Origin of the sequence: Endobacterium panacihumi (assembly GCF_050847465.1) — a bacterium.
In the GTDB taxonomy this organism is placed as follows: domain Bacteria; phylum Pseudomonadota; class Alphaproteobacteria; order Rhizobiales; family Rhizobiaceae; genus Neorhizobium; species Neorhizobium panacihumi.
This window is the reverse complement of record NZ_JBOZRA010000003.1, coordinates 1-19,210: the sequence shown is the minus strand read 5'-3', so window position 1 is coordinate 19,210 and position 19,210 is coordinate 1. Positions and strand designations below refer to the sequence as shown.

Genomic DNA, 19,210 nt, shown 5'->3' with positions numbered 1-19,210 from the left:
GCTACATGTTGAAAGACAGAATGAGAGGCTTTTCGAAGAGACGCGACCATGCAACGGCACTGGCGTGTTGTATGGCGACAATTGAGGTGCCTGCTGTCCACCACCCGTTACCAACGCCGACAATGATGGCCGGGTCGTACAGCATGGACTGGAGGATAGGCCAGACAAGCAATTGCTCGTAGCAGATAAGCGGGGCGATCGGCGTTCCGGCGATCTCGACCACAGGATTGGCGAAGAAGTGTGCTCGCGCTCCACCTATTCCTCCAGTGATGACGAGCCAGGGTTGCCACATTGAACCCGGGACTGGCATTCGCTCGCGATAGGCGATACGGCCCCCCTCGGCGGAAATCTCCACGAGGATGTTGTCGTAACCACGCTGATCAAGCGCGGTCGCCCCTGCGAGCACTGTCAAACCGGTTCCCCGCAGTTCGCGAACCCACAGCCGCTCGACAGTCGAGCTCCAAAAGCCGATCGCGCTCTCCGGCAGAACGACAACATCACGATCGGATCGTCCTTCCGCTTTTGCCTTTGCGACGAGGTAACGTTGCCGACCAGGGCCGATGCTTCGGCCCAACGATGAGCCCAATGACAGGCGGACACCATGCCAGTGCGTGGGCAAATTCTGCGGCGTCCACTGGGCGGTAGACCAGAGCCAGAAGCCGGTCATGGCGACGGCCGCAACCGGCCGAAGCCTGGTTGTCATGACCACAAGGCCGATCGCCATTGCCACCAGACCAGCCCACCCCCCTCCAGGGAAAACGATGCCAGCCGCGGTCAATGGGTGAGCCCAGCCGAGAATTCCAAAGGGAGGCATCGCCATCATCACCATGATGACGCCGTAGCGGACCGCTCGTCGCAAGCCCGCCCTTGTTGTCCATAAAAGCGCGTGGATAGAGACGAAGCAGGATGAAGCCGTCAACCAGAGCAGAAAGCCGGGCCAGATATCCGCGCCGTAGAATGTTGCGACACCCTGCGGAAGGCCGCGGGACGCCGCCAGGAAATAGCCGGCTGCAACGGTAGCGGCCATGCGCCGGGTACGCGCGAGAGACCAGATCGCCGGATAGGCCATCGACAACGGAAGAGCCAAAGGCTCACCGCTCCAGCCGAGCAGGCCGACGGCGATTGCCGACATGACGAGCGCACAATCGAGAAGGTAATTACGGCGCATAGGTCAACACCTCAGACGCCAGACCGATAACCCCGGATGCCGGTACTGGCCCGAAGTATCGCGAGTCAAACGAGCCGACGAAACTTGAGTAAAGAAACACATGACCTGCTGGCACCGTGCCGCCATCGAACGCTCTCAGCTTCCGTCCCTTTCCATCTCGTGATACAGGCGACGAGTGCGGCAGGTTCAGTCCGTCGATCCGCACCATCTGATCAACTTCGATCTTCTGGCCGGAGACCGCAACGATCATCTTGATGAGGGGCGCATAGCCACCCGGGCAAAATCCCCGGCGCAAATATTCTCGGCCACGCGCCTCCGCCATATCGGCGGTCTGCGGCGGGCAGACGAAGACGAGGTCGCCGACGGCTGACGGTCGTTCAAGAGGATGAATACGCCAGATCCCGAGCGGCTCGCTCGCTGTCAGGTTGACCCTGAGACCGAGCGTAAAAGCCGGAACAGCGATGGCGGGGACGATAGATATCAGCGAAACGGTAATCCAGGCCCGCGCCCTCACCCATAGCGGGGAGGTCGATTTGAAGGAGCGGCTCGTCATTTCAGGGATAGCCCTTTGCTGGCCGTCTGGCGCATTGCGTCAGACTGTTTGAGTGCGGTGGTCGCTCGCTCGTGAGCCGCCAGCTGCTGAACGGTACGCATCGCGCTCCAGGCTGATTGGACTTCCGCCTTCTGGATTGGATTCATCGAGACGGTGAGGTTGCGATAGGCTTCTCCGTCGGTATCCTTGGCGGCAATGCCGAGAAAGGTTCGTTCGCCGAACCGGTCCGAGACGGCCTTTGCAAAACCTTCGAGTTCGGCCTTCACCATTTTGTCCGCAAGCGCATATTCGAGACCGGCAGGAAGATCGTTGCGGTCGATGGCATCGCGAACTCGTTCGAGGACCGATTTGGCGCTTTGCGACAGGGCCGGGATGTCGATCGAGACGGTCTTTCGCGCCGCGCGTTCCTCGGCCTGATGCTTCTGTTCCGCAAGTCCTCGCATTTCGATAAAGCGCTCAAGATTGCGCGACAGCGCCGGCACGTTCAGCATGGCGGTCTCACGATCCTGCTTGTCGGTCTTGTTCGCAAACATGCCGGTGCGGCCCTTCAAGGTGCCGAAGCTCTCCGGCTCGTTGGCGACCCGGAACAGGGTAGAAGCAGCAACTGTCTTGTCGGCCAGCATCGCGTCGACGTTGATTGCCCTGAACGCAGCTTCCGGTTTGGCGTAGACGAGGTGAAAGCGCGTCGACACATCTTCCCATTGTTTCTTGAGAATGGGATCTGCAGCCAGTTTGTCTTCGACAGATTGCTCGATCGACATCGGGAGGGTCGTGATGCCGGATACCATGGGTCTGGCCTCCTTACTCGTGGTGGGGGACTGGGTTCTCTTGGGTGGCGCGATCAGGCCAAGCCGTGCCCCGATGGCGGCAAGTCGCTGGCCGAGGTCGACCAGGCTCTGTTTCTGGCGGAGTGTCCATTCGCGATGGTCGCGGACGAGGGTGCGGGCGACATTGACGAGATAAAGACCACGCGCTTCTGCAAATTGCAGCGCCTGGCGATAGAGGCCTCGATCGGCGTAGTCGAGCGTGGTCTCCTTGGCGTTTTTCCGCGACAAGAGTTCAATGAGACCGCCAGCCTTGGCGAATGACCGTTGACCATAATAGACGTCGAGATTTTCACGGTGACGGGTCATGGCCACATAGGTCAGGTGCCGATCGAGAGAGAGAGACGCGAGCACCTTGACCCGATCGACCGTCGCACCCTGGCTTTTGTGAATAGTGGTGGCATAGCCATGGTCGATGTTGTTGTAGAAGCGCTGCTCGATCGAAATCTCGCGCCGGTGCTCGCCTTCACCGACAGCGGCAACGATCCTGCCGGGAGCCGCATCGATCACTTTGCCCAGCATCCCGTTCTTGACGCCGAGAGTACCTTCGTTTCTGAGAAACACGATCTGGTCGCCAGCGGCAACCGCCCGCAAACCGTCGGCAGTCATGAAGGCAGAACCCGCGTCGACGAGGCCACGCTCGACAAGCTTTGCACGTGCCAGCTCGTTCAACATCCGCACATCCCGGCGAAGGTGAGCAAGGATCAGGGAAGACTTGGCGGGATCGTAATCCTGGTCCCAATCAGCAAGGAGTTTCGAGATTGCATCGACCTTGAGCTTGGCGCCGATCAACCGTCCTTGTGATTGATATGCATCGAGCGCGAGAGCCACCTTGCCTCGAGCAAGGTTGAGGGAGGCATCACGCATCCATTGCTCGCGTTGCCGGTATATCGTTTCCAGCTCCGCATAACCGATCCGATCGGAGATTGCCCGGAATGCAGCCCCCGCCTCGATGGGCTGAAGCTGCTCTGGATCGCCGACCAGCACGAGCTTGGCGCCAGACTTCGTGACGGTCTCGACAAGATGGGCCATTTGGCGCGACGGGACCATGCCGGCTTCATCAAGAACGAAGATCGTCTTGCCATCGAGTCTGTTGCGATCCTGTCTCCATCGCAAATCCCAGGACGAAAGTGTCCGTGATGCGATACCTGCTTCCTTCTCCAGACCCTCGGCCGCCTTGCCGGCAAGCGCGCCCCCGACAACACGGTACCCGGCAGCTTCCCACGCCTCTCTCGCCGCCCTCATCATGGTTGTCTTGCCGGCGCCGGCGCGGCCGATGACAGCTGCAATCCGCTCTCCGCCGGCTACGCGTTCGACTGCCGACCTCTGCTCGTCAGACAGCCGAACATGGCGGGCAAGAACGCTATCCAATGACGCCTGGCCGATGCCGTGCGACAAGCGATGGGAAAGCCAGATCGCCCTGTGCGCCATTTCGGCTTCGAGCTTGATCAGCTCGCGTGTCGTGTACTTCGCCGGCGCCCGGATACCGGTCACGAAGTCGAGCCGCTCACGATCGAGCCGAAGTGTTTGCGGGCTCTGTAGGATACGAACCATCAGGTTCTTGAAGAGTGCGGCATCGTCGATATATCGGTGCAGGATTTTTGCGATATCGCGCTCGTCAAAGACGCTCCTCTCCCGCGTTATCAGGTCAAGCACGATCTCGGGATTGCGCTGGATCCTGCGGGCGTTTTCAGCGCGCCGCTCCTCCTGCAGCCCGCACCGCTCGAGTGAAACTTCTCTGCCGGTTTCACCCGCTTTGCGCTCGACCGCCTTCGTCCCGACGCCGAGGTGAATTGTCGGCGCCAGTTCGATACCCTGTTTCTCGAAGGATCGACCATCGATGCGAATGTCGAGACCGGCAAGTGCAAGATGTTTGTTCTGATGTTCGAACCAGCCGTCGCGAAACGCCTTGAAATCATCTGCACCGCCGGCCCACTGCTCGTAGACGATCTTGCCAGCGTCGGTGCGCAACGGATGTCCGTCCGGGCCAAGAACCGCAACCCTTTTTGCACCAAAACCATCGTCGGCGAGAGGCCTCAACGTCGTCATCATGTGAACATGCGGATTGCCGGGGACATCGTGATAGACCCAGTCGGCAATCATTCCCCTGGCCGCGACGTGCCGATCGACGAAGTCCCGCACCAGAGCGATGTTCTGCTCCGCCGAAAGCTCGAGCGGCAAAGCGATCGTGACGTCCTTGGCAAGCTGCGCATCATGGCGCTTTTCGAAATCCTCGATCTTGTTCCAGAACGCCTCCGACGCACCGGCAACCGACCGATCGGCGATCAGGTCCTGTAACCAGCGAGGCGCGTCGGCTGGGATGGCGAACTCTTCATGGAGCAGGCCTTGCTTGCGGGTATAGTCGATGATCCGTGCTTCCCGCTCGAACTCCATCTTCGCGCAGTGCCGGTAAGCTGCCGACAGGACGGCGCTGCGGCCGGAACCGCGAGCGACGACGTTGACGGAGAAATGCGGGACGGGCACGGAAGGCGGCTCCTGCTTGCACACGAATTCAAAATGTTCGTTGGGAACGTCGGCCCCGCCAGGGCCATCAAAGCACGGCGTCGCGGCAGAGACGTATAATTGCGCCATTTGGACCCGCTCCTTCGGAACGGAATGGATCATGCTCAGCGGCGTTGGCTGCGCCAACTCGCATTTCTGCGAGTAGATCGTCCCGCCGATCTACGGGACTGTCATGCTGCTCGATCTCGAAACAGCACGAAAGGACCGAACGGAAATGAAGAAACCATCTGCAAAGATCCGCGAGGAGATCGCACGGCTTCAGGACCAGCTGAGACAGGCCGAGACGCGAGAGGCCGAGCGCATCGGCCGCATCGCCCTGAAGGCTGGCCTTGGAGATATCGAGGTCAGCGAAGACGATCTGCAGGCCGCATTCCAGGAACTGGCCAAAAGGTTTCGCGCGGGACGGCCTGCCTCGAACGGCAAGGAAAGAGGAGGCGCCTCATCGGATCCGTCGCTCTCAACTGGCACGGCTCAAGGCAGCGCTGGCGAGGCATGAGCGCATGCAGAAGATTACAACGTCGCAAGCGCGCAAGAAGGACACGCGCGACAAGATCGAATTGGGCGGACTGATCGTCAAGGCCGGATTGCGCTTCGAAAAACGGGCAATGCTGTTGGGAGCACTGATCGAACTTCGAAACCGCCTCGGGCAGGACGATCACGAACGTCAGCGTCTGACGGCGATCGGCGTAGAGGCATTCGGCAATGGCAGCGAATAGGATTGCGCTGCTCATCCTCCCAAGCGTTGCGATGATTGCCATCACGATCGGCGTCTCCGGGATCGAGCAGTGGCTTGCCTCCTTCGGGCGATCAGAGGCCGCCAGGTTGACTCTCGCACGTATCGGCATTGCCGTGCCATACCTCGGCTCTGCGCTCGCCGGCGTAACATTCCTCTTCGCGACGGCAGGGGCGATCGGCATTCGCGTCGCCGGATGGGGCGTAGCGTCAGGGGCCGCGGCGACAATCGCGATCGCGGCGACGCGCGAGGCGGCCCGCATCGCCGGGTTCGTCGAACGGTTGGGAGACCGTCAGCCCGTTTTGTCTTATCTCGATCCGGCAACCGTTTGTGGTGGTGCAGCAGCCCTTATGGCCGGTTGTTTCGCATTGCGCGTGGCACTTGTCGGCAATGCCGCGTTTGCACGCGCAACACCCAAGCGGATTGTCGGGAAGCGGGCGCTTCATGGTGAAGCCGACTGGATGAAGATGCAGGAGGCGGCAATGCTATTTCCCGAGGATGGTGGCATTGTCGTCGGAGAGCGATATCGCGTCGATCAGGACAGTGTGGCTGCCCAATCGTTTCGTGCCGACAGTGCCGAGACGTGGGGCGCAGGCGGCAAGTCGTCGCTGCTTTGCTTCGATGGCAGCTTTGGCTCCTCGCATGGCATCGTCTTTGCGGGTTCGGGCGGCTACAAGACGACATCGGTAACGATCCCGACTGCGCTCAAATGGGGTGGAAGCCTTGTCGTGCTCGATCCCTCGAACGAAGTCGCCCCAATGGTGTCGGAGCATCGCCGCGATGCAGGTCGCGATGTCTTCATTCTTGATCCCAAAAACCCCGGCATCGGGTTCAACGTGCTGGACTGGATCGGGCGCTTTGGCGGCACGAAAGAAGAGGACATTGCAGCTGTCGCCTCCTGGATCATGAGCGAAAGCGGCCGAGCTTCAGGAGTACGCGACGACTTTTTTCGCGCGTCTGGCCTGCAGTTGCTGACGGCGATCATCGCCGATGTCTGCCTGTCCGGCCATACGGAAAAGGAGCACCAGACGCTCCGGCAGGTTCGCGCCAATCTATCCGAACCCGAGCCGAAACTGCGCCAGAGACTTCAGGACATATACGATGGATCCAAGTCGCAGTTCGTGCGCGAAAATGTTGCTGCCTTTGTGAACATGACGCCAGAAACCTTCAGCGGCGTATATGCCAACGCGATAAAGGAGACCCACTGGCTTTCCTACAAAAACTACGCGGCGCTGGTTTCTGGATCGAGCTTCAGGACCGATGCCGTTATCGAGGGCAAGACCGACGTTTTCATCAATATCGATCTCAAAACCTTGGAGATCCATGCAGGCCTTGCGCGGGTCATCATCGGATCGTTCCTGAATGCAATATACAACCGCGATGGCGACATGAACGGCCGAGCCCTGTTTCTCCTCGACGAGGTCGCCCGCCTCGGCTACCTGCGCATTCTCGAGACCGCGCGGGACGCCGGCCGCAAATATGGCATCACCCTGACAATGATTTACCAGTCGATCGGTCAGATGCGGGAGACCTACGGGGGGCGCGATGCGTCGAGCAAGTGGTTCGAGAGCGCAAGCTGGATCTCGTTTGCGGCGATCAACGATCCGGAAACGGCCGACTATATTTCTCGCCGGTGCGGCACAACGACGGTCGAGATCGACCAGGTGAGCCGCAGTTTCCAGTCACGGGGATCGTCACAGACGCGCTCGAAGCAGTTGGCGCCCCGTCCCTTGATTCAGCCGCATGAGGTTTTGCGAATGCGAGGAGATGAGCAGATTGTCTTCACCGCCGGCAACCCGCCATTGCGCTGCGGCCGCGCGATCTGGTTCAGGCGCAATGACATGCGCGCTTCCGTCCAGCGCAACCGGTTTTCCGTCACCTCGGATGAAAACTGACAAGAGTGCTTTTGGCCCGTGCGGTTGCCTGCCGCCTCGAAGCTCCTCACACACATGGGAACGGGTCTGGCGGCAGGGACCACGGCAGACACGGGCGCAAGGCATTACATCCGATTATACGCCGGACACGCTGGCACGCTGCGGTCCTGACAATTCTTTCCATGGAATAGGTGACGGACTTGAGTGCCTTGAAAGCAATCCCGAGATGCGGCCGAACCGCTGAGCAACGCCATGAACTGTTAGCTCAAGCGAACATGGAAATGCCCTATATCAGGAGACCTCGTCAGCGCCAGGCCTAGCCATACCACGCGTCTGATAATGGCATTTTTCTGCAAATCCGTCAGTTTTGTGAAAGCAGTGCGGGACCACCATTCATTACATTGAACGTGCTTCCTAATTTTGAAATATGGAAGCCCCTCTTGCAAAGGGTACAGGCTGGCTGTCGCCTTCGCGTCGAAACGGGGGCGACAGTTTGCCAACGGCGGCCCGGCCGCCCGGGCTCGGATCAGTCGGCGCCAGTCCGGATCCGAGAAAGACAATGAAGAACATCGGAGGTTTCAGCATAGCGCCGGTTCGCCGACAGGCAGAGCCGGAAAACCGGGAATTCTCGTCACGCTTTTGACGGAGAGAGGGACGCCGCAGGAGCGTCAGCATAGCGGCCGCAACGCGGGACGCGGGACCGACTTCCCCCGGCAAAAACGTTCCGCTAAGCTTCCGCGTTCAATGATCTATCAGTGGAAGGTCGGTCCATCGATGGGTAGCGCTTTTACTGACCTGGCGATGACCTTTCGGAGTTTTCGCCATCTGGGCGGATCCCCCTCATTTTCCCGCTCCTGTAAGGCGGTCAGGATCCAACCCACACGGGCGATGTCATCCGTTGCGCGGTACTCATCGGATTTCTTGAAGCAAGCCACAATTGGGGGCCGTGCGTCGCCATCTGCCTTCTCAATGCCTGCCACATGCGTCTGAGCTTCCACATACGCACCGGCGATCCGTTTGAGGTCTCGTCCGCTCGCTTGCGAAACCATATCGGCTGTCCAAATGAGCGTTTTGGTGAGGTCTGCAACTTCATCAGCCATCGTATCACTCCCATGATACACAACGCTATCAGCTTAGGATTAGTATGGTACAATCGTCGCGCCGTTCTGTTGGCTGTACGTACCTAAAACCAACGAAGAGGAGGCAGATATGCTGAATCAGGAAAATCGCGTTACCGGTCAGGATCCTTACGTCAAGGATACCCACTCATTGATCGCGTGCGACAAGGTCGAAGGCACAAAGGTCTACGGTGCCGACGGAAAACGTATCGGCTCGATCCAGCGCATTCTTCTTGAGAAGCGCGACGGTCGAGTGGCCTACGCTGTCCTAAGCTTCGGTGGCTTCATGAGGATTGGTGATGATTATTACCCGCTTCCATGGGACAAGCTGGCCTATGACGAAGGGCTGGATGGCTACCGGATCGATTTGACCAAGGACCAGATCACGGGCGCTCCGCGCTACGCCGATCTGGAGGACGATACGTGGTATCGCTCCGGCGATCGACGTGTCGATGATTGCTACGGCGGCACGCCGACCCGGATGTGATCGCAGTAGGATCAAGGGATTGAGGCTCCGCATTGCGGGGCCTCTTCTCATTCGCCGTTTCTCACCCCCGACACGGATTGCCCACACCAGTGCTGGCGCCTATTGCTGTGCTGGCAGTAGCATTGGTACACCAATCGGACCGTCGACAGAGTTAGTCGAAGTCCGCCGTCGCCTCACGATAGGCTCCGATCGACGCGGCACGAAAGAATGCGAAGCACGATTTCCGTGTCTTTTCAAAACGGGGTGTTAATTGACCCCGGATGATGACGCCAATAGATGAGCCGCCCTCAATGGGGCGGCTCGTCGGCGATCAGCGCTTCGAAAGCGGCCTCTTTCTCGGCAAGTTTGGCCTCGGCCGTCGCAATCTCAGCTGCGATTTCGCGGCGCTCGGCGTGATCCAGAACCGCTGCGTATTCAGCCTTCAGTTCCTGAATGTGGTCGTAGGTGGTCATCGTCAGCTCCTTTGAATGAAAACAAAGGTCGCCAACCGATAAGGGAGGGTCTGGGTCAATGACGGCCAAAGGCCGCCTGCGGTGCGTGGGGGAACCGATTTCGTTGCGAAGCGACGAAATTGGCGGGACCGCGCATCATTGACGCAGGCCTTTCCGCTCGGTGTAATCGGGCCATGTTGAGAGAGATAAAAACCTCTCCGTACTCCGCCCTCTTATTTGACTTTTACGATGACGGTCACGCGCCAGACACTTCGATATCAAGCCGCAGCCAGCAGGGTGTATGCTGACGCATGGGCGCTCATTGATATCTTCACCGGCCTGCCGATTTTCGTCGGTGGCATCGTCATGGACGGCCTATCGGATGAACAGGTCAACGAAATGGTCGATGAGCTTAACCATCACGATCTGGAGATGCGCGGCAAGCTGCGGCCCGGTCCGTAATCCAACATTGCATCTCTCAACTATCACTCGACATATGATAGCAATCTGGCGGCCTCGATCACGGAAGCTGCCGCGCCCTTCGTATCAACGGGGGTAGAGGTGTGATCCTGCGCAATCCGTTTGCCGAGCAGCTCCATGTCATGCCAACCGTGGTGGGTGGCGGGCGAGGCGACCGCTTTGCGTCGAAGGCTTTGGCTCCACTCATGCAGAACGGTGTCGCGTTCCGTGTCGGATCGAGCCGAGGTTGCCGGCGGTCAGGATCACGAAGTCCGATAGAAGGCTGGCAAGAAAGGCGTGTCGAAAGCTGCTGTGAAGGGCGCCACCAAGGAAAACGACAACAGCCGTGATAAGGTCGAAAAAGAACTGAGCAAAAAGCACTAGGGCTTGTCAGCGCCTTGCAGGACCTGCGCCAATGTCTTCAATCTCACCTGCCTTAACCGGTCCGTCTTTTCGAGACGGGCCTTTTTCTCGGCTGCCATGATTTCAGCCGAAACCCAATGCGTGTGTTCAGCTTTCTCCAACGTAGCACGCTGATAGGTCATTTGTCTGTCCCTCCACCTGCGAGAGAACGTAGGGCGCACGCGGTCAGAGCCAAGCGAAAAACGTTAAAGCGTACCGCAAGTGGCTCCTACTGGCCTTGCCTGATTGGCACCGAGCATACATTTAGCCAATAGTAGTTGTGCGTCGAATGTCCCCCTCGGCGCTTGCTGCTCCCCTTTGGAGGTTCAACCTCCCATTTCAAAGGGCCGCGGTTTCGCAGGCCCTTTTCTTTTATGCCCTGCAAAGAATTCACGATCGTTTTTAAAAAAGTGAGTTGCCGAAAGTCGGAACGATCCTGATGGCAGCGGGTTGGTAGCACAGGTGGTTTGATGATGAGCCGACGATGGACTTTACCGGCGGTTACGACCGGGTAGCGATTTGCAGCCGTCCGCACCACTTAAGAATGATTTAGAAAGAGATACGACCATGGGTTCGACATCCGACAAGATTTCCGGCAAGGCCAACGAGCTGACCGGCCAGGCGAGGCAGGCGGTCGGTGATGCTACCGACAATCGCAGTATGCAGGCCAAGGGCGCCGCACAAGAAGCGAAGGGCGACGCTCAGCAGGCAAAGGGCGAAGCCAAGGACGCAGTAAAGAGCGTCGTTGATAAATACTGATAAGACCGTGCTTCACGCACAAAACTGGCCCGCTTTTCAGCGGGCCTTTTCTTTGCGCCATTGATGTGAAGGCTGCGGCCACCAGGTCCTTTGCGGATGGGGTCTGCAGATTGGTCAGGGACGTCATATCCCTGCTCGTTTAACCGTGGCGCGGTGGTCGTCTACCCCGACCAAAATGTGCATCGCCGCAGGTGCCCCCGGAAGGCATCACACGAATGAATCGGTGCCACCTGACCGATTCAAAACTCTCGTTGGACGGCAGATTCACGATGCGCGAATCTCGGCCATGATCACGCAACCCTACCGGATTTACATCGAGCGAACCGATCGGCAAAAGAACATGGCGCGGTTTTATGCCCTTGCCATTGAACGCACCCTGTTCGGAGAAATCTGCCTGCGACGCCGCTGGGGTCGGATTGGCACGCAAGGGCAGGAACTGGCCCATTATTTCGTGAACGAAAAAGAAGCGGTCGCCCTGTTTCTCGACCTGACGCGCCGCAAGCGAAACCGGGGCTATTCCCCGACCAAACGCGGGTCCGCGCCCAGGCACTGATCCCTACCCGGATATCAAACTTCATCGCCTGCAACGTCAACTCATCGACCAACATCTCGCGGTCGGTTCGTCACGCCCAAGGCTTTCTCGACCAGGGCGGACGCCGCCCGGCACCTTGCCGGTCCTTCAGCACGGTTCGGCCCCGCCTTGGGCGGGGCCGTCCGGTATTAGTCCCGGCTCGGCCGGGACCAGATGAGTTGGAGATCATCTTCGCCTTCAACTTCCGTCAGCGTCGCGTAGATGGGAGCCGGGAAGCTCGGATCGTCAAGCTTGACCGAGAGGTAGTCGCGGCCCTGTTCGGAAGTCTTCTGCCAGGCGGCGCCGAGCTCGACCGGGCCGGCGTAGACGCGGAATTGCGGGCCCTTTTCGGAAGGGTTTTCGACGCGGGCGATGCGGGCCTTGACGTTGAGAGCGAGTGTGCGGATCGAACCTGTGAAGCCGTTCTTTTCAGAGGTGAATGTGCCGATCGTAGCCATAATCGTGGTTCCTTTTGCTGTATCTAGCCGCTCCATTGCGGCCTCGATAGCAGTCCAAAAGACCGGTAACGATCGGTCCGCACCCGAAGGGCCGCAATGCAATGGAGGGCGGCAGGACAGGAGATTTGTTGGATGGAAAGGAGGGCGGCGAAGCTGTCCGGGGCAAGAAATCTCATGACCGCCGTTGCGGGAAGACGATTGAGGCGAAGCCGCTTGCCGGTCAGACCTGCCTTATCGAGCCCGCCTGAGGAGCGCTGGTAAAAACAGAAAAGGGACGCCGCAGTGGCTGGAAGTCGTTCATCTCAGGTGAAATGCACGGATCCAACGGTACAGTCTTCTTCGCCAAACACCGTACCGGCCGCATTGGTCGCTGCCATCTCGGTCCGAACTGCAACGCGATCGGTCATCATGCCGACCCGACTTGCCGTCGCAGCCAAGAAAAAACCGGGCAGCAAGTTCGAGATACCGACCATGCTGATGACGACTTCCTTACAAACTCACAAGTGGCGTTGATGGAAGCCGAAGCAATCGGTCCTGCGACCAATTCTCCGCAGTTCGGCTTGCCCGCATGACGCACCGTCGGCGCTCACACCACAAGCCGCGCACTGCTTATCGAGAAGGTCAGCAGAAACCGTTCATTTTGAGGATCCTGTACGCCTCGATTGATGCCTGAAGTTGGCCTTCAGTGTCCCGCTCACCCTTGTTGGCGTCAGGATGATGCATCTTGAGCTTTTCCTTGTAGCGACGACGGATCTCGTCTGCACTTGCGTCCTCGGCCAAGCCCAGGGTTTCGAAGGCGCGCGCTTCGAGCACTTTCAGCTTCCGCTTCTGGAGTTCAACCTTCTGCGCCTGACGCTGCGCCGCGCTCCTGCGCGCGTTCAATGACTTGGCCGAGCCTGAACGCTGTGTCGAGGGGAGGGGGATTTCCTCAGCTTCGCGCGCGACCTGTCCCTGCGTCGCGCGTGCACCGGAGGCCGCTTCCTTCTGATAGCGGGCGGTCTGGCTTTCGGATTGTCCCGTGGCACTGTACCCGGCATTGTAAAGCTTTACATGCTCAAGACAGAACAGCAGATAAAGCCCTTCGGCATCACGCCCGACCGGCGCACGATGCGTTCCCGTCTTGCTGCATCCATCCCATTGGCATCGTGGACCTGTAACATCCGGCGAAGGTGCGGCTTTCTTGCGGATTGGCTTCAGGCCGACAAAGATTTTGGAATCATTGGTCATGCCTGGTCATACACCATACACCAGCATCGTAATTCAAGTCGGTGACAAGAACAGGAAGCTAAAGTCTCGAATGCGAGTTTTCAGCAACTCGGCGACATCCACAAGCAGCATTCAGTCCACACCATCCTGCGCTTTATGCCACGGCAAGAAATGCGATGTCTGCACAAGGCACTCGTGCGGTTTCGGTAAAATTATACGGAGGAGAAGTGAAGGGGCTGTGTCGGGTGGCTGAAACAGCAGAACCGGACCGACAGGTAGACATGCCACGGGATAAGTTGGCGGTAAAAGAATGTCCGTAAATCGATCTCGTTTCCTAAGCTGCCGAAGGGGCATCCAGTTGGCCCAAATATATTAACTCTGAAACAAGCATCTGGACATGTCGCATTGCCTTCACATGTTGACTCTGCGCGCATGTCCATCAATGAGAGTCCTGCCCAGCAAGGAGATTACTGATGGCTGATGAGATGAATATTGGCGTCAACGCCGAAACTGCTACGCCGGAAGCTGCCACGGCCATGCCGGTCGCGAAAAAGACCCGTGGTCCCAATCGCAAGAAGCCTGCTGCCGAAGCGGTTGCTGCAACGACCACAGCAGAAGCACCTGCCAAGAAGACCCGTGCAAAGCGCGGCGAAAAATCCGCAGCTGCACAGCTGGTCAAGGCCGCAAAAGCCGAAAAGGCAACCAAGGCGCCGCGTAACCCCGCCGCTGTGGCCAAGCCGGTTAAAACCTCCCCGGCACCGGCTGTTGCAGCCGCCGTATCCGACGAGTTTTCCGACCTGCTGAAGCTCGAAGAAGAAAACAGGCTTCTCCGCAAGGAACTTGGCGACAAGTTGCGCGCCGAAAATGAAGATCTCAAGAAGAAGCTCGGCAAGGGCTGATTTTTTCACTCGATCGCGGCCTTACACTCACGATCGGGAACGAACACAGGCCGGACCTTTTCTGAAGGTCCGGCATTTATTGATGCGGGATGCATCCCATCTTTTGATCGAGGTTGAATTGCGATGAGAACACCATGGAAAATGCTTGCGGACCTGGTGTCGGGAAAATCATCCAAGGACGAAACCGAGACAGAACTGCAGACAAGGGCCGACGAGGCAATGCCGGCTGCAACTGATGCGCACGAGACCACTGCAAGCGCCGACGCCGCTCCTGCGGCGATAGAAAACGATGTTGCGACTTCGTCCGAACCGGCAATTGTTATCGAGCCGGAAGCCCTCGAGAGCACGGCAACAGTCAATGACGCTGAAACTTTGACGACAGCCACCCGCGTCAGTCAGCAGCGGACCGCCGAACAAGATGTGGACGTGGTTACTCCGTCGGCAAAGATCGGACGATCAATTCAACCTCAGACACGCCGGCGGGCCACGAAGGCACCGGCAGCTGCCAAAGCCAAACGCGTTGTCACCACACGGCAAAATGCAGAAATCGCACCTCCGGCTGTCGCGCTGGCGCAGGTGGCTAAAACCGCACCCAAATCGCACTCGGATGAGATGACCGATCTTGACCGGGACATCGAAGCGCTGCGCAAACAGCTTGCCGAAAAGCTGAAACTCCAGAATGCGCAATTGCGCAAACTCATCGATCGTTACGAGGGCCGATGAAGGCGGCCCCTATCGTCATTCATTCGCGCTAGGTGTTGCGGCTCGCAGCGGTGGAAACCGGTCGCAGTTTTGATGGATATCCCACAAAAACCTCGACAGGCAGGCAGGTTATGAAGCAGCGCGCCTCATTGTAGAAACCTGCATCATTCCTTCCTCATGAATACCATGTTCGGCTTCAGCTCCATGATAAAAAGGCGATATCGCGTATAGGTTTGATGCGCATGATTTTAGAGCTTCGGGAACAAGGGAGTGCTCATTCCCACAGGCAAAGAACAGCAGGTCCGTTCGTGAACTAGGCGATCCTGCGAGTTTACCAACCTGCATATGTCGGATGAGATGTGGGGCAATGCGGTGATAGGCGGTGCATATCAATCAGACACGCGAGAGCAGACACCACCTCCGGCCCGCCAGACGTAACCCAAGGGGCCGCCCCTCAGCGCATCTTATAACTGTGCACTGTCCGTGCATAAGTTAGGCAAAAACACCCGCACAGGGCTGCCGGGTCGGTGACCGAATAAGAGAGATTGTATACCCGGTCCGACGCCGATTTTACGATCGCGGGAGATCCGTGCCTGATCCGCATATTGATACGTTGAAGGTGAAAGCGCGAATTTTCAACGACTCTATGGCGGCTGCAGCGATGCTTTCTTAACAGCCCGCGGACACCATCTTCAAGCCGAGCATCCGATCAATCGGTGGGCCCCGCCCTTTCGGGCGGGGCCATCTGGTTTCAGTCCCGGTTCGGGCGGGACCAGATAAGCTGGAGGCCGTCTTCACCTTCGACTTCCGCGAGCGTCGCGTAGATCGGAGCCGGGAAGCTCGGGTCATCCAGCTTGACCGAGAGGTAGTCGCGGCCCTGCTCTGACGTCTTCTGCCAGGCCGCACCAAGCTCGACATTGCCGGCGTAGATGCGGAAATGCGGTCCCTTGTCGGAGGGGTTTTCCACCCGGGAGATGCGAGCCTTGACGTTGAGGGCGAGAGTGCGGATCGAACCGGTGAAGCCGTAGTCTGCAGTGGTGAAAGTGCCAATGGTAGCCATTGTCTGAGTTCCTTTTCGTGTTTCGGGCCGCGCCCATCGCGGCCTCGATGGCTGTCGTTCAGACCGGGGACGATCGGACCGCACCTGATAAGGACGAAATGAAATGGAGGGCGGCAACTGCCACTTTTGTGAGTTGGCGAGGAATGTCGGCTCAGCCGACAGGGGTTTAGAAAAGTGGCAGTGCCGTTGCGGAAGACCGATCGAGGCAAAGCCGGTCTTCGGTCAGACATGCCTCATCGAGCCCGCAGATGGGTGGCCAGCAAGTCGTCTCTAAGGAACCAGTCCATGGCGACGCTCCACGCAGGATCAACACACACCCCACGGCTGATTCCGTCGAACAGGTCCCGCCTTGATGTCCGGCTCGCAACCGGTTGAAAACTCCGACACGCACCGGCTTGTCTCTATCAGTGCCAACGCTATCTTAGCGCATCGATTCGCCAGGCGGAGGACCAATGGCAAAGCAGACAAGGCCGTTCATCGTTGAGATCAAATCGTCTCGAAAGCCCAAAACGGCGCCCGAGAAACCATCGATATGGGGAACGTTGAACCTGAAGCCGGATCCGGACTTCGATATGCCCTCCAATCCGGGACAGATGCGCGATGGGGCGCCGGTTACCGAGGCCGGCCGGTCCTGACAGATCGCAAGCCGGTACCTTCACCGGCTCGCAAGGTTTGCGTCACATCAAGCGGCTCGCTGCCCTTCCATAGCCTCATCCTGCAATCCATGCAGAAACGCGATGGCACGCTGCGCATGCGCGGCCGCCTGGAAAATAGCCCGCTTGTCATTGGCCAAAACCGACAGCCAGGACTGCAGATAGGATGCGTGATCGGGCCGTGGATCAAGTTCCGGCACGATGCCGAGATCGGCGCAGAGGAAGCAGCTTCCAAGTTCGGCAATCAGTTCTTCGCGCGCACGCTCACTTTTGTCCCTGGCATATCGCGACAGATCACGCCCGACGCGGTGTTGCGGCGCCGTCCAATGCGTGGCTTCATGGCTGAGCGTGGCGTAATAGCTTGCCGCATCCTTGAACGTCTCGAAATGCGGCATCTGGATATGATCCGAGCCCGGCGCGTAGAAAGCCTGTCTGCCGCCATGTCGGATGACCGCTCCGGTCCCACGAAAAAAACGCTCAACGGTGCCGATCCGTTCAATGGGGTCGAGAACCGGCTCCTCGTGGTGATGATAGTGGTCGGGTAGCCCGTCGATCTGTTCGAGATTGAAGACGGTATAAGCCTTGAGGAAAGGAATATCACGCTCGATCTCTCCGCCTTTGCCGTCCGCCTCGGATCTTGTGAAGCGGCTGGCGAAGACGACCATAGAACCGATCTCGCCTTTGCGGACGTTCGCGCCGAGCTCCAGCGCCTGCCTGAATGTCATCCACATTGGCGAGACGAAACCGCGCGCCATCTGTTCCGACCAGAGCAGAAGCACGTTCATGCCGGAATAGGCTAGACCGTTGTGACGCAGCGGTCGCGTGATGCGCCCGTCCATGTTTCCGGTGCTCCAGGGTTTCATCCAGGGGCGGACCCCGGCGGCCAAGTCCCCGACAATCTTGTCGGTGATGCGCGTATAGACGTCGGCACGATGGGTTTCATTTTTCCTGCTCATTTCCGTCTCCATAATTTCAGGAACCGCGCCAATCGCGGTCCCGTCGCGGAGGCAGAAGGCAGGAGCCCCGAAGGCGGGGCCAGGCACCGGAACGGCCGCAACAGCGTGGAGGACGGCGAAGCCGTTGCCTGGCGCCGACGGCTCCTGCAGGTCCGAAGCACGAGACGGGACTACGTTCAGTGGCGGCCAACCGCAAATCCGTGCGAAATTATCGCGCTCACAACACGACATTGGCGTGCTAGAACCGTGTCCACGTTTCAATTTCCGCGCGAGCCCGGATGTCGAAGCGATTGGCGGGGCAGGGGATCCAGACATGCCAGAATGGCCCAAAGAGAAGCTTTTGAAACATGGTCCGGAGCTTCCCATGGAAGAGCGTATCCGGCGCTATCAGGAAAACATTCGCACCATCAGGGCATCCGGTTGCGCTGTCCCAACCTCCGCCATGGTCGATTCGCTTGATCCTGCGGTGATCGAGTTGTGGTTCGCCGACAACGCCTTTTCGATCGACCGGATTCGCAAACTGACGGCGAAGCTCGCCGAGCTGCCCGATGATACAGAGTTCCCCAGCCCATTCATTCCCGTCGCCAAGGGCGAGGGAAAGCGGTGACTTGAATTGCAGCCGCAACAACAATGAGCGGTGGCACGCCACCTCTCATTGTTGAATGACGGATGGAGAGGCGGGGCCGAAGCCCCACCTTGGTGCGTGTCCTTAGTCGAAGGCGGACATCTGTGCCTCAGCTGCCTTGCGATCGACGGACTGCCCGGGATTTTCGACCGGGCGATCGAAAGGCTTCCAGCTCTCTCCAATAATGTGCTTGTAGGCGGCGACGGCTCCTTCGGCTGCCATCCGCAACGCATGGGCCTGGATGCCCATATCGGCTGCGAACTCCCGCTTGCGGTGGGCGGCGCTGTCGTAACCGACGGGACCGTCCAGATCCTCGTCGCGGGCGTCGTTCGCAGCCTTGGCTGTGGCATCGCGTGCCTGGGTGACGGCGTTGCTGTAGAATTGCCCGGCACCGTGGGCGGAGCCGACATAGGCACCGACGATCCGCTGCAGGTGGATCTGCATGGCACGTTCGCCAAGACCTTCGCTTAAGCAGCTTGCTGTCTCGGTGATGAGCCGTTCGTGGAGGTCGCGGATCCCGTCGCTGTCGATGACCGCGGTCCCGAAGCTCTCGGCGATCTTGATCGCCTGGGCGCTGTCCGGGCAGGTGAGGCGGACCATTTCGACCGTTGCGCCTTTGCGGAGCTGCACGACCCGGGCGGTCTGGCGAGGATTGGTTGCGGGCTTGGCCATGTTTCTTCCTTTCGAGCCGAAGCGGTTCCGGCCCCGTGCCGGCTTGCCCTTCGGTGCGGTCGACCCGAACCGGCGGA

At 58.9% G+C, this 19,210-nt stretch carries 21 protein-coding genes; 10 read left to right on the top strand and 11 right to left on the bottom strand.

What is annotated here, in order from left to right:
* Position 1: 1 nt before the first annotated feature.
* From ACRQ1B_RS15485 to traA, 3 genes are read right to left on the bottom strand one after another with little or no spacing between them, the layout of a single operon-like run.
* Complete coding sequence (locus ACRQ1B_RS15485) at positions 2–1,168, bottom strand: conjugal transfer protein TraB (RefSeq protein WP_432294652.1); 1,167 nt, start codon at positions 1,166–1,168, stop codon at positions 2–4.
* Positions 1,158–1,721: a conjugative transfer signal peptidase TraF gene (gene traF / locus ACRQ1B_RS15480; RefSeq protein WP_432294651.1), complete on the bottom strand. Its 564-nt coding sequence runs from the start codon at positions 1,719–1,721 to the stop codon at positions 1,158–1,160. Before traF ends, ACRQ1B_RS15485 begins: the two co-directional genes overlap by 11 nt.
* Entirely contained in the window at positions 1,718–5,029 is a 3,312-nt protein-coding gene (traA, locus tag ACRQ1B_RS15475; protein ID WP_432294649.1) for a Ti-type conjugative transfer relaxase TraA, read from the bottom strand. The genes traF and traA overlap by 4 nt, the downstream gene beginning before the upstream one ends.
* Before the next feature lie 253 nt (positions 5,030–5,282).
* Between traA and traC the strand changes: the two genes are divergently transcribed.
* Genes traC through traG form a run of 3 tightly spaced genes read left to right on the top strand, consistent with a single transcriptional unit; the run spans position 5,283 to position 7,696 of the window.
* Positions 5,283–5,564, top strand: a complete 282-nt coding sequence (gene traC / locus ACRQ1B_RS15470) for a conjugal transfer protein TraC (protein ID WP_432294647.1) — start codon at positions 5,283–5,285, stop codon at positions 5,562–5,564.
* Positions 5,565–5,568: 4 nt separating this feature from the next.
* A complete protein-coding gene (gene traD / locus ACRQ1B_RS15465) occupies positions 5,569–5,784 on the top strand; it encodes a type IV conjugative transfer system coupling protein TraD (RefSeq protein ID WP_432294646.1) in 216 nt (71 codons plus the stop codon).
* Positions 5,771–7,696, top strand: a complete 1,926-nt coding sequence (gene traG / locus ACRQ1B_RS15460; protein ID WP_432294645.1) for a Ti-type conjugative transfer system protein TraG — start codon at positions 5,771–5,773, stop codon at positions 7,694–7,696. The genes traD and traG overlap by 14 nt, the downstream gene beginning before the upstream one ends.
* A gap of 731 nt (positions 7,697–8,427) precedes the next feature.
* Here traG and ACRQ1B_RS15455 read toward each other — a convergent pair.
* Positions 8,428–8,775 carry a hypothetical protein gene (locus ACRQ1B_RS15455; RefSeq protein WP_432294643.1) on the bottom strand — a complete coding sequence of 116 codons (348 nt, stop codon included), beginning with the start codon at positions 8,773–8,775 and terminating at the stop codon, positions 8,428–8,430.
* Between the two features lie 109 nt (positions 8,776–8,884).
* On the opposite strand from ACRQ1B_RS15455, the gene ACRQ1B_RS15450 reads away from it, so the two are divergent.
* Positions 8,885–9,280, top strand: coding sequence for a PRC-barrel domain-containing protein (locus tag ACRQ1B_RS15450; protein ID WP_432294642.1), 396 nt, complete (start codon positions 8,885–8,887; stop codon positions 9,278–9,280).
* A gap of 287 nt (positions 9,281–9,567) precedes the next feature.
* Here ACRQ1B_RS15450 and ACRQ1B_RS15445 read toward each other — a convergent pair whose 3' ends face one another.
* Positions 9,568–9,732, bottom strand: coding sequence for a hypothetical protein (locus ACRQ1B_RS15445; RefSeq protein WP_432294641.1), 165 nt, complete (start codon positions 9,730–9,732; stop codon positions 9,568–9,570).
* Positions 9,733–9,960: 228 nt separating this feature from the next.
* Between ACRQ1B_RS15445 and ACRQ1B_RS15440 the strand changes: the two genes are divergently transcribed.
* From ACRQ1B_RS15440 to ACRQ1B_RS15430, 3 genes are all read left to right on the top strand, one after another.
* Positions 9,961–10,173: a hypothetical protein gene (locus ACRQ1B_RS15440; protein WP_432294640.1), complete on the top strand. Its 213-nt coding sequence runs from the start codon at positions 9,961–9,963 to the stop codon at positions 10,171–10,173.
* A gap of 966 nt (positions 10,174–11,139) precedes the next feature.
* On the top strand, positions 11,140–11,331 hold the full coding sequence (locus ACRQ1B_RS15435) for a CsbD family protein (RefSeq protein WP_432294639.1): 192 nt from the start codon (positions 11,140–11,142) through the stop codon (positions 11,329–11,331).
* Between the two features lie 286 nt (positions 11,332–11,617).
* The gene (locus ACRQ1B_RS15430; protein WP_432294638.1) at positions 11,618–11,884 is read left to right on the top strand and encodes a WGR domain-containing protein; all 267 of its coding nucleotides are present in this window, start codon (positions 11,618–11,620) and stop codon (positions 11,882–11,884) included.
* A 167-nt stretch (positions 11,885–12,051) separates the two neighbouring features.
* Here ACRQ1B_RS15430 and ACRQ1B_RS15425 read toward each other — a convergent pair whose 3' ends face one another.
* The 3 genes from ACRQ1B_RS15425 to ACRQ1B_RS15415 form a co-directional block, all read right to left on the bottom strand.
* Positions 12,052–12,360 carry a DUF736 domain-containing protein gene (locus ACRQ1B_RS15425; RefSeq protein WP_432294637.1) on the bottom strand — a complete coding sequence of 103 codons (309 nt, stop codon included), beginning with the start codon at positions 12,358–12,360 and terminating at the stop codon, positions 12,052–12,054.
* A gap of 302 nt (positions 12,361–12,662) precedes the next feature.
* Positions 12,663–12,833 (bottom strand): hypothetical protein, encoded by a 171-nt coding sequence (locus ACRQ1B_RS15420; RefSeq protein WP_432294636.1) that lies wholly within the window; start codon positions 12,831–12,833, stop codon positions 12,663–12,665.
* A 148-nt stretch (positions 12,834–12,981) separates the two neighbouring features.
* Positions 12,982–13,587: a J domain-containing protein gene (locus ACRQ1B_RS15415; protein WP_432294635.1), complete on the bottom strand. Its 606-nt coding sequence runs from the start codon at positions 13,585–13,587 to the stop codon at positions 12,982–12,984.
* Positions 13,588–14,039: 452 nt separating this feature from the next.
* On the opposite strand from ACRQ1B_RS15415, the gene ACRQ1B_RS15410 reads away from it, so the two are divergent.
* The gene (locus ACRQ1B_RS15410) at positions 14,040–14,465 is read left to right on the top strand and encodes a hypothetical protein (protein WP_432294634.1); all 426 of its coding nucleotides are present in this window, start codon (positions 14,040–14,042) and stop codon (positions 14,463–14,465) included.
* Between the two features lie 141 nt (positions 14,466–14,606).
* The gene (locus tag ACRQ1B_RS15405; RefSeq protein WP_432294633.1) at positions 14,607–15,188 is read left to right on the top strand and encodes a hypothetical protein; all 582 of its coding nucleotides are present in this window, start codon (positions 14,607–14,609) and stop codon (positions 15,186–15,188) included.
* A 730-nt stretch (positions 15,189–15,918) separates the two neighbouring features.
* Here ACRQ1B_RS15405 and ACRQ1B_RS15400 read toward each other — a convergent pair.
* Both ACRQ1B_RS15400 and ACRQ1B_RS15395 read right to left on the bottom strand, forming a co-directional pair.
* Positions 15,919–16,227, bottom strand: a complete 309-nt coding sequence (locus tag ACRQ1B_RS15400; RefSeq protein WP_432294632.1) for a DUF736 domain-containing protein — start codon at positions 16,225–16,227, stop codon at positions 15,919–15,921.
* 682 nt (positions 16,228–16,909) lie between these two features.
* Complete coding sequence (locus ACRQ1B_RS15395) at positions 16,910–17,836, bottom strand: ArdC family protein (protein WP_432294631.1); 927 nt, start codon at positions 17,834–17,836, stop codon at positions 16,910–16,912.
* 364 nt (positions 17,837–18,200) lie between these two features.
* On the opposite strand from ACRQ1B_RS15395, the gene ACRQ1B_RS15390 reads away from it, so the two are divergent.
* Entirely contained in the window at positions 18,201–18,443 is a 243-nt protein-coding gene (locus tag ACRQ1B_RS15390) for a hypothetical protein (protein WP_432294630.1), read from the top strand.
* A gap of 102 nt (positions 18,444–18,545) precedes the next feature.
* On the opposite strand, the gene ACRQ1B_RS15385 is transcribed toward ACRQ1B_RS15390, so the two are convergent.
* A complete protein-coding gene (locus ACRQ1B_RS15385) occupies positions 18,546–19,133 on the bottom strand; it encodes a hypothetical protein (RefSeq protein ID WP_432294629.1) in 588 nt (195 codons plus the stop codon).
* Positions 19,134–19,210: the final 77 nt, after the last annotated feature.

Coding starts and splice junctions, on each gene's coding strand:
- ACRQ1B_RS15485 (WP_432294652.1), bottom strand. CDS start 1,168: ATGCGCCGTAATTACCTTCTCGATTGTGCGCTCGTCATGTCGGCAATC.
- traF (WP_432294651.1), bottom strand. CDS start 1,721: ATGACGAGCCGCTCCTTCAAATCGACCTCCCCGCTATGGGTGAGGGCG.
- traC (WP_432294647.1), top strand. CDS start 5,283: ATGAAGAAACCATCTGCAAAGATCCGCGAGGAGATCGCACGGCTTCAG.
- traD (WP_432294646.1), top strand. CDS start 5,569: ATGCAGAAGATTACAACGTCGCAAGCGCGCAAGAAGGACACGCGCGAC.
- traG (WP_432294645.1), top strand. CDS start 5,771: ATGGCAGCGAATAGGATTGCGCTGCTCATCCTCCCAAGCGTTGCGATG.
- ACRQ1B_RS15455 (WP_432294643.1), bottom strand. CDS start 8,775: ATGGCTGATGAAGTTGCAGACCTCACCAAAACGCTCATTTGGACAGCC.
- ACRQ1B_RS15450 (WP_432294642.1), top strand. CDS start 8,885: ATGCTGAATCAGGAAAATCGCGTTACCGGTCAGGATCCTTACGTCAAG.
- ACRQ1B_RS15445 (WP_432294641.1), bottom strand. CDS start 9,732: ATGACCACCTACGACCACATTCAGGAACTGAAGGCTGAATACGCAGCG.
- ACRQ1B_RS15440 (WP_432294640.1), top strand. CDS start 9,961: ATGACGGTCACGCGCCAGACACTTCGATATCAAGCCGCAGCCAGCAGG.
- ACRQ1B_RS15435 (WP_432294639.1), top strand. CDS start 11,140: ATGGGTTCGACATCCGACAAGATTTCCGGCAAGGCCAACGAGCTGACC.
- ACRQ1B_RS15430 (WP_432294638.1), top strand. CDS start 11,618: ATGATCACGCAACCCTACCGGATTTACATCGAGCGAACCGATCGGCAA.
- ACRQ1B_RS15425 (WP_432294637.1), bottom strand. CDS start 12,360: ATGGCTACGATCGGCACATTCACCTCTGAAAAGAACGGCTTCACAGGT.
- ACRQ1B_RS15420 (WP_432294636.1), bottom strand. CDS start 12,833: ATGGTCGGTATCTCGAACTTGCTGCCCGGTTTTTTCTTGGCTGCGACG.
- ACRQ1B_RS15415 (WP_432294635.1), bottom strand. CDS start 13,587: ATGACCAATGATTCCAAAATCTTTGTCGGCCTGAAGCCAATCCGCAAG.
- ACRQ1B_RS15410 (WP_432294634.1), top strand. CDS start 14,040: ATGGCTGATGAGATGAATATTGGCGTCAACGCCGAAACTGCTACGCCG.
- ACRQ1B_RS15405 (WP_432294633.1), top strand. CDS start 14,607: ATGCTTGCGGACCTGGTGTCGGGAAAATCATCCAAGGACGAAACCGAG.
- ACRQ1B_RS15400 (WP_432294632.1), bottom strand. CDS start 16,227: ATGGCTACCATTGGCACTTTCACCACTGCAGACTACGGCTTCACCGGT.
- ACRQ1B_RS15395 (WP_432294631.1), bottom strand. CDS start 17,836: ATGAGCAGGAAAAATGAAACCCATCGTGCCGACGTCTATACGCGCATC.
- ACRQ1B_RS15390 (WP_432294630.1), top strand. CDS start 18,201: ATGGAAGAGCGTATCCGGCGCTATCAGGAAAACATTCGCACCATCAGG.
- ACRQ1B_RS15385 (WP_432294629.1), bottom strand. CDS start 19,133: ATGGCCAAGCCCGCAACCAATCCTCGCCAGACCGCCCGGGTCGTGCAG.